General features: G+C 56.4%; 18 protein-coding genes and 3 pseudogenes. 20 read left to right on the plus strand and 1 reads right to left on the minus strand.

Features of this window, described 5'->3' with window-relative positions:
- The first annotated feature begins 12 nt into the window (after window positions 1-12).
- From AFE_RS02360 to AFE_RS02435, 20 genes and pseudogenes are all read left to right on the plus strand, one after another.
- Entirely contained in the window at window positions 13-450 is a 438-nt protein-coding gene (locus AFE_RS02360; RefSeq protein ID WP_009567635.1) for an ester cyclase, read from the plus strand.
- A gap of 86 nt (window positions 451-536) precedes the next feature.
- On the plus strand, window positions 537-1,670 hold the full coding sequence (locus AFE_RS02365; protein ID WP_012536170.1) for an HNH endonuclease: 1,134 nt from the start codon (window positions 537-539) through the stop codon (window positions 1,668-1,670).
- An 86-nt stretch (window positions 1,671-1,756) separates the two neighbouring features.
- A complete protein-coding gene (locus AFE_RS15455; protein ID WP_012536171.1) occupies window positions 1,757-2,170 on the plus strand; it encodes a GFA family protein in 414 nt (137 codons plus the stop codon).
- 76 nt (window positions 2,171-2,246) lie between these two features.
- Entirely contained in the window at window positions 2,247-2,600 is a 354-nt protein-coding gene (locus AFE_RS02370; RefSeq protein WP_009567633.1) for a nuclear transport factor 2 family protein, read from the plus strand.
- A 75-nt stretch (window positions 2,601-2,675) separates the two neighbouring features.
- Window positions 2,676-3,101: a VOC family protein gene (locus tag AFE_RS02375; RefSeq protein ID WP_009567632.1), complete on the plus strand. Its 426-nt coding sequence runs from the start codon at window positions 2,676-2,678 to the stop codon at window positions 3,099-3,101.
- A gap of 510 nt (window positions 3,102-3,611) precedes the next feature.
- Window positions 3,612-3,752, plus strand: coding sequence for a DUF4160 domain-containing protein (locus AFE_RS15935; RefSeq protein ID WP_012536172.1), 141 nt, complete (start codon window positions 3,612-3,614; stop codon window positions 3,750-3,752).
- Window positions 3,753-4,002: 250 nt separating this feature from the next.
- Window positions 4,003-4,389 (plus strand): hypothetical protein, encoded by a 387-nt coding sequence (locus AFE_RS02380; protein WP_226834174.1) that lies wholly within the window; start codon window positions 4,003-4,005, stop codon window positions 4,387-4,389.
- A gap of 133 nt (window positions 4,390-4,522) precedes the next feature.
- Window positions 4,523-5,365, plus strand: a pseudogene (locus tag AFE_RS02385) (IS481 family transposase); the annotation flags it as partial.
- 140 nt (window positions 5,366-5,505) lie between these two features.
- Window positions 5,506-6,750, plus strand: coding sequence for a tyrosine-type recombinase/integrase (locus AFE_RS02390; RefSeq protein ID WP_012535982.1), 1,245 nt, complete (start codon window positions 5,506-5,508; stop codon window positions 6,748-6,750).
- Window positions 6,747-7,688, plus strand: a complete 942-nt coding sequence (locus AFE_RS02395; RefSeq protein ID WP_012535983.1) for a tyrosine-type recombinase/integrase — start codon at window positions 6,747-6,749, stop codon at window positions 7,686-7,688. The genes AFE_RS02390 and AFE_RS02395 overlap by 4 nt, the downstream gene beginning before the upstream one ends.
- A complete protein-coding gene (locus AFE_RS02400) occupies window positions 7,681-8,679 on the plus strand; it encodes a tyrosine-type recombinase/integrase (protein WP_009561339.1) in 999 nt (332 codons plus the stop codon). The genes AFE_RS02395 and AFE_RS02400 overlap by 8 nt, the downstream gene beginning before the upstream one ends.
- 117 nt (window positions 8,680-8,796) lie before the next feature.
- Window positions 8,797-9,381: pseudogene (locus AFE_RS02405) on the plus strand (IS481 family transposase); the annotation flags it as partial.
- Window positions 9,382-9,384: 3 nt separating this feature from the next.
- Complete coding sequence (locus tag AFE_RS02410; RefSeq protein WP_012535980.1) at window positions 9,385-10,224, plus strand: ExeA family protein; 840 nt, start codon at window positions 9,385-9,387, stop codon at window positions 10,222-10,224.
- Between the two features lie 10 nt (window positions 10,225-10,234).
- Window positions 10,235-10,438, plus strand: a complete 204-nt coding sequence (locus AFE_RS02415) for a hypothetical protein (RefSeq protein WP_009567530.1) — start codon at window positions 10,235-10,237, stop codon at window positions 10,436-10,438.
- A gap of 134 nt (window positions 10,439-10,572) precedes the next feature.
- Window positions 10,573-10,743: pseudogene (locus tag AFE_RS15465) on the plus strand (DUF4160 domain-containing protein); the annotation flags it as partial.
- A 32-nt stretch (window positions 10,744-10,775) separates the two neighbouring features.
- The gene (locus AFE_RS02425) at window positions 10,776-11,030 is read left to right on the plus strand and encodes a DUF2442 domain-containing protein (protein WP_225487405.1); all 255 of its coding nucleotides are present in this window, start codon (window positions 10,776-10,778) and stop codon (window positions 11,028-11,030) included.
- A 627-nt stretch (window positions 11,031-11,657) separates the two neighbouring features.
- Window positions 11,658-11,999: an Imm1 family immunity protein gene (locus AFE_RS15470; protein WP_080513172.1), complete on the plus strand. Its 342-nt coding sequence runs from the start codon at window positions 11,658-11,660 to the stop codon at window positions 11,997-11,999.
- 19 nt (window positions 12,000-12,018) lie between these two features.
- On the plus strand, window positions 12,019-12,231 hold the full coding sequence (locus AFE_RS16660) for a hypothetical protein (RefSeq protein ID WP_012606573.1): 213 nt from the start codon (window positions 12,019-12,021) through the stop codon (window positions 12,229-12,231).
- A gap of 14 nt (window positions 12,232-12,245) precedes the next feature.
- Window positions 12,246-12,470, plus strand: coding sequence for a hypothetical protein (locus tag AFE_RS16665; RefSeq protein ID WP_225487644.1), 225 nt, complete (start codon window positions 12,246-12,248; stop codon window positions 12,468-12,470).
- Between the two features lie 500 nt (window positions 12,471-12,970).
- Entirely contained in the window at window positions 12,971-13,543 is a 573-nt protein-coding gene (locus AFE_RS02435) for a uracil-DNA glycosylase family protein (RefSeq protein ID WP_225487406.1), read from the plus strand.
- A gap of 66 nt (window positions 13,544-13,609) precedes the next feature.
- On the opposite strand, the gene AFE_RS02440 is transcribed toward AFE_RS02435, so the two are convergent.
- Window positions 13,610-15,085, minus strand: coding sequence for a protein adenylyltransferase SelO (locus AFE_RS02440; RefSeq protein WP_012536176.1), 1,476 nt, complete (start codon window positions 15,083-15,085; stop codon window positions 13,610-13,612).
- Window positions 15,086-15,088 lie beyond the last annotated feature (3 nt).

Genomic DNA, 15,088 nt, shown 5'->3' on the forward strand with positions numbered 1-15,088 from the left:
GGAGCATCAAACGTGTCCATCAGTAGCAAGGCAAAGGAAATACTCACGCAATTCACCCGCGAGGTATGGAGTGAAGGCAATATTGAAGCGTCGGATAAATATATCGCCCCAAAGTACACGGTGCTTCACGACCCTGGTGACCCATGGGAAGGTCGCGAACTTGACGTCGCTGGCTACAAGGAGCGGGTCAAGACGTTGCGGGCTGCGTTTCCCGATCAGTGCTTCGACATACAGGGCCTCTTTGCCGACGGTGATGCAGTTGTGATGACTTGGCTTTGGACAGCTACGCACAAAGAGGACATTCCCGGTTTCCCCTCGACCGGCAAGCAAATCAAGATGTCGGGGGCTACGGTCTACTATTTCGACGGTAACCGACTCACTGGGCATTGGCAGATCACCGACCGTCTAGGCGTGTATCAGCAGTTACGCCAAGCGGCCGCAGGTGCCTGACAAATGCCGCCCAACCCGGCAGTCGAGCGGACCTGCGCGAAAAGCCGCGCAGGCCTCTCACTTCCACGTTAGGCGTCTCAAGAACAATGTCCTCGCAAAAGTTCAGCTCGGCAGAGCGAGAAGCGATTTGGTTGGCGCATGAGAAGAAATGCGCATACACCAGGGAATTGCTGGACGTCAGCAATTTTCATATTGATCACGTTGTTCCAGAATCATTAGCCGACGATGCCGCGGAGTTCAAGCGGATAAAGGAGGAACTGGGGCTGCCGGATGCTTTCGATCTTTTCGGCTATGGAAATCTCTTGCCGTGCCGGCCAGGAGCAAATCTACTGAAAGGATCCCTCGTCCTCGACAAAGCGCATGTACATTTCTTCCTTGGGATTGCGTCAAGCAAAACGAGCGAGATTGAAGCAAATCTGCTTCGGATCGAACGCCGCAAGAATCGTGGTCGAGCAATCATCCTTCTTCAACAGTGCCTAGAGCGAGGCGAACTGTCCGCCAAAGAGGTATCCGACATTCTGGTGAAGTACGGCGAGCAGCCTGAGGATATTTTTGAACTTCTGGAAGGTATGCAGTTTGCCAATTCAGCAGAGGTTCGCTTTGTGGCCAAGGCGGAAATTGAAACGCTTCGCGATCAGCCGATCCGGCTGGGCCAGAACGATCACATCGACGGTGTCACCCTTACGAACACAAACCACGAGACTCGACTCGTTCGAACATGCCGCGAGTACGACGAGGCGCTCAAACAGGGGTACTTCGCTTACTCGAACTTCGATATAAAGATGTCCACATGGTTTGAACATCAATGTGGCCTACTTAATTCCCTTCAGGCGGCTGCCGCTCCAAGCGTCAGCTACGTCTCCGATCCTAGAGTCGGGGTTCTTGACCTCTCCCTCTTACCTTTCTCGCTCTTTCCCTGCATTGGTGAGGCTGCCGAAGAAGCAGACCTCAATGCGAGTTATCAAAGCAAGGTCGATGAAGGAGTCCTTGTTGTTAAGCGCATACGTCAGAATCTTCTTCAAGTCGAGGAACCGGAGGGAATGGGTCAGCAGCTTATCGAGGTCGCGCGTGCCGACTTTAATGGCGACGGTATCGAGGACATTCTATTGTTCGAGTACTGTTACGCCACACACGGAACACTAGGGTTCGGCGGCATCCGCATAATTACGAGGAAATCCAACGATGGCATGTTTGAGACTTTGGCGCCCAGAGACGCCTAACATTGCGTTGCAGGGGACGCTCCGCCTATCGGCGGCGCGCCCCTGAACTTGAACGTTAGGCATCAACTATCAGATAGGAGCACTTTATGAATGTAAAGTATTCTGGACAGTGTCTTTGTGGGGAAATAAGCTATTCAGTTGATATTGAGCCAATGTTTACTGGAAATTGTCATTGCAAAGACTGTCAAAGATCATCAGGCAGCGCATTCATTCCGGCGATGATTTTCCCTGAAAAAAATGTTGCTGTTTCAGGCGAAGTAAAATATTTCGAGTCTCAGGCAGACAGCGGACATATGCACAAAAGAGGTTTCTGCCCGAATTGTGGTTCTCAATTGTTCGCACGGTTCAGCAATATGCCAGGAGTGTTGGGTATAAAGGCTGGAACTTTAGATGACTCATCGAATTATGTTCCGAAGTTAGATTTTCATGTAGGTAGTGCTGCACCTTGGGACTTTATGAACCCAGATCTGCCTAAAAAGAAAGGGTCAGCACAAAGCTAACGATAGTGCATAACCTGTCGTTCGAGCGGGACGCCGCAAAAGCCCGGCGCCCCTCAACTTTACGTTAGAGGTAATCATGATCGACAAGGTATTCGCTGACCATTTTGCGGCTGATTGGATAGATTCCTGGAACAAACATGACCTTGTTCGTGTTCTATCGCATTACACCGACGATTTTGAAATGTCGTCACCTGTAATCATCAAGGTGGCTGGCGAACCGTCAGGAACATTAAAGGGCAAGAAAGCAGTAGGTTCCTATTGGGCTAAAGCTCTTCAATTGGTTCCGAATCTTCATTTTGAGTTGGTTGCCACGCTTGTCGGCGTTAACAGTATCACCCTCTACTACAATGGTGTCCGTGGCTCATCCGCAGAGGTGTTTCATTTTAACCAAGATGGCAAGGTTACAAGGGCATATGCACATTACCTCTAACCCTGCGCTCACGCGGGACGCGCCAAAAGCGGCGCGCCCCTTAGCTACACGTTAGGCAGAGACAAAGGAACGTAAATGACAGCCCCCGCAATAACCCCCAAACCGCCTTACTACGCCGTTATCTTTATCTCCGTCCGACACGACCGCGACAACGGGTATGGTGAAGCGGCAAAACAAATGTTGGAGATTGCTTCAAAACAACCGGGCTTTCTGAACGGTGGGCCCGCGTTCAAGCACAATGAAGCGTTCTCGTTCCAAGTTGCCACGGAAGATCAGGCCGAGACCGATCGGTATTGGAATGCAATCGTCGGCAACGGCGGCCAAGAGAGCGAGTGCGGTTGGTGCAAAGACAAGTGGGGCGTCTCCTGGCAAATCACGCCAATCGCGTTGATCAATGCGTATACCAGCCCCGATCTCTCCGCCGCCAAGCGGGCGTTCGATGCAATGATGACGATGAAAAAAATAGACGTCGCCGTGATCGATGCGGCGGTTCGTGGCTAGAAGCCGGCGGTCTAACAACAGCATGCAGCGGACACCGCTACGCGGCTTCGCCCGCGTGGGCCTCCGTGCACTTCGTGCCCTCCGGCCTCACGCGGGTGCCGCACAACTCGCGCCCCGTTGGACGTCTAAATTGGAGTTCTAGCAATGCGATTTCCTCCTTCGTGGCTTGTCCGACGCCTGCCCGAGGAGCCCAGCAGAACCAGCCGCAGGGTGGGCAGGCATCAGACAACCCTTTACTTAAGCAGTCGCCCAGCGGCTTGGCCATCAGGTTCTCAAAACTCGTCACCATGGCTGGAAGCCGTGGCTGCCTACTGAGAATGGTTTTCGATAATTGCAACCCGTTGATTTACTGTGCGAAAACGACCACCAATTGAAGCCTCTCGAAAACGGTCGCTTGTGAGAGTTTCCATGGCGCCCAGGATGTCACAGTGACGCCCTGGGGGGGGGTGGCTTGATGGTGAAAAAGCCGCGATGATGTGCAATCGCCTGTGGTCATGATGGATTTTTCGCATGCCTATCATTAGCATGTTTTACGGTATCTTGATTCAGATGTTCTGGCAGGACCATGCACCGCCACACTTTCATGCCCTGTACGTGAGTACGGTCAAAGATATTGAAGGTTTTGTCTACGCTGACGGTCACGTAGCGTGAGGGGCTGGGGGTAAACCCCCTCGAAGAACTTGAACAAACGCGCCTGTTGGGGGAGTGTCACTTTTCGACCAAGAAAAGGACCCCGTCAGTGTGCCATAACCTTCTGCAGGATCCCAAAATATTTCAGTGGTTGTACCGCGTGGATGAAGCCCTTGCCGAAGAAACCAGGACCACCCGGTGTGCCTGTGGTGGGAGGTGGCATCGGGCAGACTACCCGCGCAAGCCCAGAGGCGGTTTACGGGATTTCAGAATGCAGTATGCCTCGCGCTTCAGCTTCTGCTGCAGTCACTGCCGCAAGCGCAGAACATCCCCCTCTGTGCGGTTTTTCGGGCGCCGGGTCTATCTGGCCCTGGTGATTCTGCTGATGGCGGGTCGGCTGACCGCCAGAACACCGGGTGCCCAGGCGGTTTGCGCTCTGCTCGACGTGCCCGGACGCACCCTGCGACGCTGGCGGGACTGGTGGCGGCAGGACTTTCCCATGACAGCTCTCTGGAAGGCGGAAGTCGCCTGCTATCTGCCGCCGGTCCACCGGGAAGATCTGCCACTCAGCCTGCTGACCCGGTTTGCGGATCCACCCGTTGCTGCCGTGCTGGATGGCTTGGCGCTGCTCACGCCGCTGACGATCCGCCAGAGGTAAACCAGGGGTAAAAATCCAGCGGAATGAGGGGTGCAGATTTCCCGCAGAACTTGGCACGTGTCACCCTGACTGAGGGTTTGTAAGCTGGGTCTTCCGTACTGCCCTGGGCAGCACCACTTCTGGAGACCGGACTATGAAGACCCGTATCGACTCCCCCCAACGGGATCGCTGGGCGCTGTTGCGCTTTGCGATCATCGGCCCCTTGCTGGCGGCGCCACCGGCCCCGGGGGAACTGGCCTTGGCATTGAAGGCGCTGTCCGCCCGGTCGTGGCGTCATCCGCGCACCGGGGAACCGGTCCGGTTTGGATTCTCTACCCTGGAGCGCTGGTATTACCGGGTACGCGCTGCAGAGAATCCGGTCCTCCCCCTGCGCAACCGGTTACGCAGTAACATCGGCCAGTTTCCGAGTCTGACGCCACTGGTGATCACCACGCTGACTACCCAATACCGGGAGCATCCGGGCTGGACAGCAAAGTTGCACTACGACAATCTGCAGGCCGTCCTGCAGGGGCAGGGCGTGACGCTTCCGTCCTACCCGACGATCCGTCGCTATCTCCAGGCGCAGGGCCTGTTCCGTCAGGCGCGACCGAAGCGCGCCACCGCCGGTGCGATCGCCGCCCGTGATCATCTGGAACGGCTGGAAGTGCGCAGCTATGAGGTAGAACAGACCGCCGCCCTCTGGCATCTGGATTTCCATCATGGCTCCCGCCAGGTGTTGACCCGTGCGGGCACCTGGGAGACGCCCATGCTGCTGGGGATCATCGACGATCACTCGCGGCTGCTCTGCCACCTGCAATGGTATCTGGACGAAACCGCCGAGAGTCTCATCCACGGCCTCTGCCAGGCCTTCATGAAGCGCGGCCTGCCACGGGCGCTGATGACGGACAATGGTGCCGCCATGGTGGCCGAGGAAACCACCAACGGGCTGGCCCTGCTGGGGGTGCTGCATCAGGCGACACTGCCTTATAGTCCGTACCATTATGTGGCGCTTTAAAATATGTGGCGACCAATGAAAGTCCCCATATAGGTCAAGGCCTCATGTCAAATCTACGCCACATAATTTTGTCGACTTCATGGGATGATGACCGTCCATTTTGTTGAAAAAGGCGGTCGATCATGATGGAAGTACTTATCAAGCGCCCCACTACGTTGGCGCGTTATCTGGGGGCTCCGCTCGCAGAAGAGAGGGATAATTTTCTCAAACACTGTGCGCAGGTAGGTTACTCGCCCTCCATGCTCAAGAAGATTTCTTGGGTGATCTGGGCTGTCGCAGAGTACATTGGCATTGATCATGGCAAGGTGACTATGCAAGACATTAGGATTGCTGTAGATCACCGGACGCGCTTTAAACGCCAATCAACCCAGACCAAGGAATCGAAGAGCACTCGCCAGATGTTTATCCATTTCGCGACGGAATGGGCGCGACATATGGGTTGTCTTGGACAAGCTGCGAAACCTCAGGATAGTTTCGCGGTACAAATAGGGATTTTTGCTCGCCACATGCGCGAAGAACGGGGACTATCTCCCGTGACTATTGCAACCCGTTGTGAACGGCTTGGCTGGTTTTTCGCCGGATTAAATCCGCCACGAGGCACGCTGGATGCAATCACCATTTGCGATCTCGATGCCTTCGTCGAACTGAAGGGCCAACAAGGCTGGACGCGCGCCTCACTGGGCTCATTGGCCAGCTCCTTACGCAGCTTTTTTGCTTTTGCTGAAGCTCGCGGCTGGTGTGCCAAAGGGTTAACGGCGACCATTGAATCGCCGCGACTATATACCCGCGAGGGAATCCCGGAGGGCCCGGGTTGGGAAGATGTACAGCGTCTCTTGGTCAGTACTGCTGGCGATCATCCTGTAGATATTCGCGATCGCGCCATTTTGATGTTGCTGGCATTGTACGGATTGCGCCGTGGCGAGGTCGCAGCACTTCAACTCGAGCATTTGGATTGGGACGGGGATAAAATTTGCGTGGTACGACCTAAACAGCGCATCGCTCAGCGTTATCCCTTACTGCCCAGTGTGGGCGAAGCCATTGTGCGCTATCTGCGCGATGTACGTCCTCAGTGTGAACATCGGGCGTTATTCCTCACGATCGGTGCCCCCATGCGCCCACTTTCGGCGGAGAGTATCTCGCATGTCGCCCGCGCACGCTTAAACCAGCTTGGTCTCACGCTCTCTCCTCGCGGGGCGCACTGCCTGCGTCACGCCTGTGCCAGTCATCTCCTCTCTTCGGGTTTTTCACTAAAGCAAATTGGTGATCACCTTGGTCATCGCAACGCCAATTCGGCGCTGAGCTATACCAAGGTTGATCTGACGGGGTTGCGACAGGTCGCCGAATTCGACTTGGGGGGTTTACTGTGAACCTCTCAGAACTGATTTCTCTCTACATCGCCCATAAACGTGCGCTCGGATATCGGTTTCTAACAGAGGACCACTTGTTGAGATCTTTTTGCCGGGCAGTCGGTGATAGGCCAATAGAAACTATCGGTGCAGACGCCGTATCTATTTTTTTAAATGGCAAGGGGTCCGTTACGGCCTACTGGTACAAGAAATATCATGTGTTAACCGGATGTTACCGATTCGCATTGGCACGCGGGATGGTCACTGCAATCCCGCTGCCTCGCAGTGTACCAAAGCAGGACGGGCCCATATTTGTGCCTTATATTTATTCCCACGCAGAGTTGAAAAGACTGATTGATGTCCTTCCCGCTCTTTGCGCCGGACGCTCCAGAATCGACGATTACGTCTTCAAAGCCCTTCTGTTACTGATGTATGGTGCAGGACTTAGAATCAGTGAAGCGCTATCGCTCCATATCCATGACGTCGACCTGCAACAGACCATTCTATATGTTCGCGAGACGAAGTTTTACAAGACCCGCATAGTCCCATTAGGCAAGGATTTAACCCAAATTCTGAATGAATATATCGCCAAACGGAATAACCGCTACTCAGCAGCTACAGATGCGCCGTTCTTCTGCTTCCGTGACGGCACACCACTGAGTAGATCCGCCGCCCATGGTCTGTTTCGGCGCGTACGCGCTAAAGCTGACGTCCTCAAAGAGGGTGGCCCGAGGCATCAGCCACGCCTTCACGATCTTCGCCACTCAGCCGCTGTGCATCGCCTTATTGCCTGGTATCGCTGCGGTGCAGATTTGCGCGATTTGTTGCCCAAGTTGGCAACCTATCTTGGGCACGTCGATCTTTCGGCAACACAACGTTATTTGACCATGACACCAGAGTTACTTCACGAGGCGAGCCTGCGCTTCGCACACTATGCATTGGAGAAAGACCATGACTGACGTGACCCTGCTTGGCCCCTGGATACGGCGATTTCTACTGGAGTATCTGGTACGAGAGCGCAATCTTTCGATAAATACCCAGCGCAGCTATCGAGATATGCTGTCCCTTTTTCTGCCCCACGTGAGTAAACAACTCAACAAATCCGTGGACCGATTAACGGTATCTGATCTGTCGGCAGACCTTATCCGTCAATTCCTTAGTGATATTGAGGAAAGCCGCCACTGTCTCGCCGCCACCCGCAATCAGCGCCTCGGCGGCCTGCACGCGTTGGCTCGATTCATTGGTGAAAATAGTCCTGAGCATATCGAGTGGTGTTCACAAATCCGGCTGATTCCTTTTAAAAAAACGGCATATCCAGGCATTACCTATCTCGAAAAGCCAGAAATGGACGCCCTTTTAGAATCTCCAGATCGCCAGACCCCTCAAGGCCAACGTGATTACGCCTTATTACTGTTTCTCTACAACACTGGGGCGCGTGCCAGTGAAGCTGCCGATCTCAGGATCGTTGATGTGGATTGGCATGCTCAATGCGCCCACATTATCGGCAAAGGTAACAAGCGGCGTACCTGTCCATTGTGGCCGACCACTCTGGATCAATTGCGTGCGCTAGCAACGCAACGTGGGTTGGATCAACGAGTTTTTTTAAATCGCAACGGCCAACCCATCACACGCTTTGGTATCCATACGATGGTCGAACGACATGCTGCTAGGGCTTGTGTGCAAGTGCCATCAATGAGTACGAAGCAGGTCAGTCCACATGTGATCCGCCACAGCACGGCAACCCACCTTTTACGTGCTGGCGTGGACATCAATACCGTCCGAGCCTGGCTGGGACACGTTTCGCTCACTACGACCAACATCTACGCTGAGACTGACCTCGAGACTAAAACTCGTGCGTTGGCGACATGTGCTCCGCCCACAGCAGAGGGGATGGCAACGAAACATTGGCGTCAGCAGCCGGACCTGATGGCCTTCCTCCACGGCTTATAGCTGAATACTTATGTGGCGTTAATTTGATCCTCAGGCAGGTGGTATGCGGGTTTTAAATCCAATAGCCACATATTTTAAAGCGCCACATAATGGTACTTATGTGGTCGGCCACATAAATACCAGAATGGGAAGCAGGAGTGCTTCTGGGGCCAGATCGAAGGTCGCCTGCTGCCCATGCTGGAGGGCGAAGAGGGGTTGACCCTGGGTGCCCTGAACCGGGCGACGCAGGCCTGGGTAGAGCGGGAGTATCATCGTGCCCGCCATAGCGAGATCGGCACTACCCCGCTGGCCTGCTATCTGGAGGGTCACAGTGTCGCCCGGGAATGCCCTTCCGTCACCGAGTTGTCCCGTGCCTTCCGCATCGAAGTCCGGCGGCGGCAACGGCGCTCGGACGGCACGGTGAGTCTGGAGGGCAAGCGCTTCGAGATTCCTGCCCGCTACCGCACCCTCCCGGAGGTCACCCTGCGCTATGCCCGCTGGGATCTGACCCAGGTCGATCTGGTGGAACCGCGCACGGGTACGGTCCTCTGCCCGATCCACCCGCTGGATAAAACCGCCCATGCCGACGGGGCGCGCCGAACCCTGAACCCGACACCGGACCTCAGCCCCTTGCCGGCCACCGGTATGGCCCCGCTGATGCGTCAACTACTCGCCGAATATGCCGCCACCGGCGTTCCCGCCCGCTATCTGCCCAAGGAGTAAACCATGAGTCAAACGTTACTGGCCCTCTACGGGCTCAAGTGGAATCCCTTCTCCGCCGATCTGCCCATTGCGGCGGTCAGTGTCCCGCCCAAAGTCGAGGATTTCTGCTGGCGGATAGAACATGCTCTGGTCCGGGAGGGGGGCTTCGCTCTGATCCAGGGCGATCCCGGCACCGGCAAGAGCGTGATCCTGCGCTTGCTGGCGGAGCGCCTGTCCCGGTTGCCGGATCTGACCGTCGGCGCCATCCATCACCCGCAGAGCAATCTCGCGGACTTTTACCGGGAACTGGGAGATATCTTTGCCGTCTCCCTCAAACCCAGTAACCGCTGGGGCGGCTTCAAGGCCCTGCGCGAGCGCTGGCTCGCCCATCTGGAGGCCACCCGCCGTCGCCCGGTGTTGCTCATTGACGAGGCCCAGGAGATGAATGCCCCGGTGCTCTGCGAACTGCGCCTGCTGTCCAGTGCCCGCTTCGATTCCCAGAGCTTGCTCAGTGTCCTCCTCGCCGGGGATGCCCGACTCACCGAAAAACTGCGCCGGGAAGAACTGGTCCCGCTGGGCAGTCGCATCCGGGTCCGTCTGCACACCGAGTCTGCCAGCCGTAATGAACTGCTCGGCTGCCTGGAACACCTGATGACCGAAGCCGGTAACGCCGGACTGATGACGGCAGGTCTCTGCCAGACCCTCTGTGATCATGCCATGGGTAATTACCGGGTGCTCACCCAAATGGCGGCCGAACTCCTGGCGGCCGCCACCCAACGCCAACTGGATCAACTGGACGAGAAGCTGTTCCTCGAACTCTACGGCCCCGCCCAGCAACCCGCCCGGCGCAAAGCCGCACACTGAGGAGCCCGTCATGATCTCTTACCCCTGCAACGACCAGACGCCCCTGCCGCCGCTCTCCGACGAGGCCGCCGTCACGGTCCTGGAGTTCCTGCACCACTTCACCGAATGCTTCGAGAGTCAGTACTACGGGGAGATCCACCGGTATTACGAAGAACGATCACAGGCCAATACTCAGGCTGCTGAGCTGCCACCTGCCGACGATCCGCTGTTCTGAAAAACTGACCAATCCAAGAGCCATGCCGCCCCGTTCACAAAATCGGGCTGCGTGGCTTTTTTATGCCGCCGTCTGCCCCTCAAATATGTTGACCAGTGAACCATCGATTTGGGTGACCACACTCATACGGAGAATATGAGGTGCTCATAAACATCCGTACGCTGGAGGTTATCCAGGGCGATATGCCTAGACGGGCGCTGGCGTTGGTGTTGGAATGGGCACAGGAGCATCGGGCTGAACTCATGGAGAATTGGGAGCTATGCACACACAACCAGTCACTCAAAAAGATCCATCCACTAACTTAGTGCCGCCCATCTCCCCGAAAGCACCGTGGCGCGTGACTTCCGTGCGCGCGCTCGACGGATACCGACTGCATGTCCGCTTTGTGGATGGAACAGAGGGCGAGGTCTGGATGGATGCCCTGATTCATAGTCCTGGTGCGGGCGTTTTTGGGTGCCTCTCAGAGTCCACGGTGTTCAGCGCGGTGGGTCTGGAGCATGGGGTGGTGACGTGGCCAGAGGAAATAGACCTGGCACCAGACGCTATGTATGACGCCATTAAAGCGCATGGAAAGTGGGTATTGAGTGGCTGATGTTATCTTTTGTCGCAAGAAAGCACCATGACCGCGGGGAACGAACCCAGCAAAACCAGGCCATCCGTCCCGGCCCGCCGGGCGCCCACCAGACAAATTGATCCCTTCTGTCTGGTAAACCCGCAGGAAGATCATCCATTGTTGTGCGGCATAACCCCTTGTTACACTGCACAGACAGTACCGTCGAACTTACGTTATGCAAGTGCTTAAGTGAGGGAGTTCCATGAGTAATAATGAATTTGATTGGGATAAATACTTTGCGGAATCAAATTGGAATGACATTCGAGAAAACTCACCGTTCCTCAATATGCAAAGCCTTCCTTCTTTGGTTAATTAAAAGGCCGGGTTAGTCTATCTATCATCTATAGATTCGTGTTTTTCGATGCTTGATGCAGGCAGCTCTGATAATGCTATTCCATGTGTGAAATCGGTGTTCCAAAGTGCACTAGAATCAAATAACTATTACAAGGCAGCTATCGCGAGCTCTGACTTCTACACAATGAAAAATATGTTATCCGATATTGGTATTCATAACACAGATATAATTGACGATTAGTAGTGCATAATAAGTCGTTCAAGACGACCGCGCTACGCGCGTCGCCTTAACTCCAGCGTTAGGTATCAACAATGAACGAATCGCGGTATCGCGAAGTGTGGCTTGAAAGTCCAGACGGGCAATCTCTTTGTGCCCTTATAAACGGCAATCTAGGGTGGCTAATGTATCTTCGAGAAAACGGGGATGCCGGATTCAGTTCACGAAATCCCAACTACAGTGGGCCTGCTGACGCCACAATCGAGTATCGGTTAAGCAATGGACAACAGGATGAATATCCTGCGTCGTGGGCGCTTTCCGTTGCTGAAATTGAGCGCGCACTTAATTTCTTTCAGAAGGAGCACAAACCGCCGACATTCATCCATTGGCATAACGACTCTGGAGATGGAACTATTCTTGAACACCAAGATGCCTAACGAATAAGGTTAGATCCCGGTGGACAGGCCCAAGAACCGCAAGTTTCTGGGCTTCACGGTCAGCCGCAACGGAGCTAGGCTGAAGGTGGCCGACAAGGCCCTCGACAAGCTGAAAGATCGGGTGCGGGAACTGACCCGTCGTACACGAGGCAACAACATTGGCGTTATCGTGGCAGAGCTGAGGAAAGCCCGCTTGGTTGGAAAGCGTATTTCGGCATTGCCGAGGTACTGAGCCCTCTGCGCGACATCGACAAGTGGGTACGACGCAAGTTACGCTGCTGCGTCTGGAAACAATGGGGGCCGGCGGGCTACAGGGAACTACGCAAGCGCGGGGTAACGGTGCGCGAAGCGTGGAACATCAGCAAGTCGGCGCATGGGCCGTGGCGGCTGTCGAAGACAGCGGCGCTGACCATTGCATTACCATTGGCCTTCTTCAAGAACCTGGGAGTGCCGAGCCTTGCGGCCCGGTAAGCATTCAATTCATCGAACCGCCGGATACGTGGTGACCCGTTCGTCCGGTGGTGTGGGAGGGAGGGGCCGTGAGGCTTCTTCCTATCCCGATGTGCGCCGGGCATGGCGCGTTACTTCGCAGGTGCGAGTCCTGTGGCCAGGTTTTCGCAGAGCCGAAGGCGAGGAGAAGGGCAAGGGCGTCGTCGCGAGGCGGGGTCTGGAGGAAGCCCAATCCGAGGCTGCGGGGCGATGAACAAAAACCGGATATGAGGCGTGATGCATCCGGGACGAGCGGGCACGTGACCGCGAAGCCCTCCATCCATCTGCGGTTGTTGGGATGCACTTTGTAAATCCGGCGGCAGCGCAGAAAGTGACGTGTCTTGGCCCGGGAGGTCTCCACGACAATGGGCCGGCGACATGCCACAAAATGACGGGCAACCGGCATTGAAAGTCATGGAGAAGTCAGCAATCAGAGGACCATCAATTTGCTTGATCCCACAATGTATGGTGATCCCCTCGCCATGCTACTTACCCGTGTTCGCGAATGCGAACTTTGCGCCGGACACCTGCCGCTTGGTGCGCGTCCGGTGCTGCAGATGGATTCGCGCGCCCGTATTTTGATCGCTGCGCAGGCACCGGGCAGGAAGGTGCATGAAACAGGTATTCCCTTCAACGATGCCAGCGGCGATAGGCTTCGTGCCTGGCTGGGTATCTCCCGAGAAGTATTCTACGACGCCCGACAGGTGGCGCTCGTACCCATGGGATTCTGCTACCCAGGCACAGGAACATCCGGAGACTTGCCGCCGCGGCCAGAGTGCGCTCGTGCCTGGCATGGGGAATTACTGCCGCATTTGCAGCATCTGCAACTCACCCTGGTCATCGGCCAGTATGCCCGGGCTTATCACCTTCCCGCCGAGGCCGGAACGCTGACGGAGGTGGTTCATGCATGGCGCGAAAACTGGCCCAACCGGATACCGCTGCCGCATCCCAGCCCGCGTAATAATCTGTGGCTGAAGCGCAATCCGTGGTTCGAGGAAGATCTCATTCCGATGCTTCAGGCGCGCGTGGCCGAGGTGCTTGCGCAGGACCGTTGACGTGGCGTTCAGGAGCGCATTGTCCTTGAATGTGCATGGTAACCTGCGGCCGCGCCCCAGCGAGCGCTACGTCCCGCAAAAGGTTTTGAATGGCCCGAAATCCTCGGGGGCAGGCTGGGTATAGCTCTCCAGCCCCGGACGCTCCGCGAAGGGCCGTTCCAGCACGGCGAGCAGCGCTTTGAATGGGGTGAGGTCCTGGTTCAGCGTAGCGGCGGCCAAGGCTTCCTCGACTTTGTGGTTGCGGGGTATGTAGAGCGGATTGACCTGATCCATAGCCTCGGCGCGCGCCTCCGCGGTGGCGCTTTCGTGCGCCAGCCGGGCTTGCCATTGCGCCAACCAAAGATCAAACGGCGCCTGGTTGACAAAGTGGGCGCGGACCTGCGCCGGATCACCGCGCACTGCCGCTGATAAACCGCGGAAGACCTGGGTGAAGTCGGCATTCTGGCCTTCCATGGCGGATAAAAGGGCTTGCGCCAGCGCTAGATCGCCGTCCTCCGCCGTGGCCAGGCCCATCTTGGCGCGCATGCCATCGAGCCAGTGGCGGGTGTAGAGCTTGGGAAATTCGTTGAGCTGTTCGGTCAGCAGGCGCGCGGCCTCATCGGGGTCGGGGTGAACCAGATCAATCAGGGTTTCGGCGAAGCGCGTGAGATTCCACTGTGCAATCAATGGTTGGTGGGCGTAGGCATAGCGGCCATGGGCGTCGATGGAGCTGAAAACAGTCTCCGGATCGTAGTTATCCATGAAGGCGCAGGGGCCGTAATCGATGGTCTCGCCGGCGATGCTCATGTTGTCCGTGTTCATCACACCGTGAATGAAACCGACCAGCATCCAGCGCGCGATCAGGGCTGCCTGTGCGGCGGATACCGCCGCAAACAGCTCCAGATAGGGATTGTCCGCACCTTTCAGGGGGGGGTAGTGGCGGGCGATGGTGTAATCAGCCAGTTGTTTGACCCGGACGTTTTCGTTGCGTGCGGCAAAGAACTGAAAGGTGCCGACGCGAATATGGCTGGCGGCGATGCGGGTGAGGATGGCGCCGGGGAGCCATGTTTCCCGACGGACGGTTTCCCCGGTCGTGACGGCGGCCAGCGCGCGCGTCGTGGGTATGCCCAGCGCATGCATGGCTTCGCCGATGACATATTCGCGCAGCACCGGCCCCAGTGCCGCTTTGCCATCGCCGCCCCGGGAAAAGGGCGTGCGACCAGAGCCTTTCAGTTGCATATCCCGGCGCCGACCATGGCGATCGATCAACTCGCCGAGCAAGAGGGCGCGGCCGTCCCCCAGTTGCGGAGAGAAGTGGCCGAACTGATGGCCGGCATAGGCCTGAGCCAAGGGCAGCGCGCCTTCCGGGACCTGATTCCCGGAAAAAATGGCGGCACCCAGTTCATCGTCCAGCGTGGCACTGTCGAGTCCCAGCTCCTCCGCCAGTGCCTGGTTCAACAGCAGCAGTCGGGGCGCTGGTGCCGTGGCCGCCTGCCAGGGAGCGTAAAAGCCCTCCAGATCGCGCGCATAGCTATTGTCAAAATGTAATAATGCCTTATCCATCCG

The organism is Acidithiobacillus ferrooxidans ATCC 23270, assembly GCF_000021485.1.
Lineage (GTDB): Bacteria > Pseudomonadota > Gammaproteobacteria > Acidithiobacillales > Acidithiobacillaceae > Acidithiobacillus > Acidithiobacillus ferrooxidans.

What these genes read in the sequence shown, in the direction of transcription:
- AFE_RS15455 (WP_012536171.1), top strand. Translation starts at nt 1,757, where the DNA reads ATGAATGTAAAGTATTCTGGACAGTGTCTTTGTGGGGAAATAAGCTAT.
- AFE_RS02370 (WP_009567633.1), top strand. Translation starts at nt 2,247, where the DNA reads ATGATCGACAAGGTATTCGCTGACCATTTTGCGGCTGATTGGATAGAT.
- AFE_RS15470 (WP_080513172.1), top strand. Translation starts at nt 11,658, where the DNA reads ATGAACGAATCGCGGTATCGCGAAGTGTGGCTTGAAAGTCCAGACGGG.
- AFE_RS02365 (WP_012536170.1), top strand. Translation starts at nt 537, where the DNA reads ATGTCCTCGCAAAAGTTCAGCTCGGCAGAGCGAGAAGCGATTTGGTTG.
- AFE_RS02375 (WP_009567632.1), top strand. Translation starts at nt 2,676, where the DNA reads ATGACAGCCCCCGCAATAACCCCCAAACCGCCTTACTACGCCGTTATC.
- AFE_RS02380 (WP_226834174.1), top strand. Translation starts at nt 4,003, where the DNA reads ATGCAGTATGCCTCGCGCTTCAGCTTCTGCTGCAGTCACTGCCGCAAG.
- AFE_RS15935 (WP_012536172.1), top strand. Translation starts at nt 3,612, where the DNA reads ATGCCTATCATTAGCATGTTTTACGGTATCTTGATTCAGATGTTCTGG.
- AFE_RS02415 (WP_009567530.1), top strand. Translation starts at nt 10,235, where the DNA reads ATGATCTCTTACCCCTGCAACGACCAGACGCCCCTGCCGCCGCTCTCC.
- AFE_RS02410 (WP_012535980.1), top strand. Translation starts at nt 9,385, where the DNA reads ATGAGTCAAACGTTACTGGCCCTCTACGGGCTCAAGTGGAATCCCTTC.
- AFE_RS02390 (WP_012535982.1), top strand. Translation starts at nt 5,506, where the DNA reads ATGATGGAAGTACTTATCAAGCGCCCCACTACGTTGGCGCGTTATCTG.
- AFE_RS02435 (WP_225487406.1), top strand. Translation starts at nt 12,971, where the DNA reads ATGCTACTTACCCGTGTTCGCGAATGCGAACTTTGCGCCGGACACCTG.
- AFE_RS02440 (WP_012536176.1), bottom strand. Translation starts at nt 15,085, where the DNA reads ATGGATAAGGCATTATTACATTTTGACAATAGCTATGCGCGCGATCTG.
- AFE_RS02400 (WP_009561339.1), top strand. Translation starts at nt 7,681, where the DNA reads ATGACTGACGTGACCCTGCTTGGCCCCTGGATACGGCGATTTCTACTG.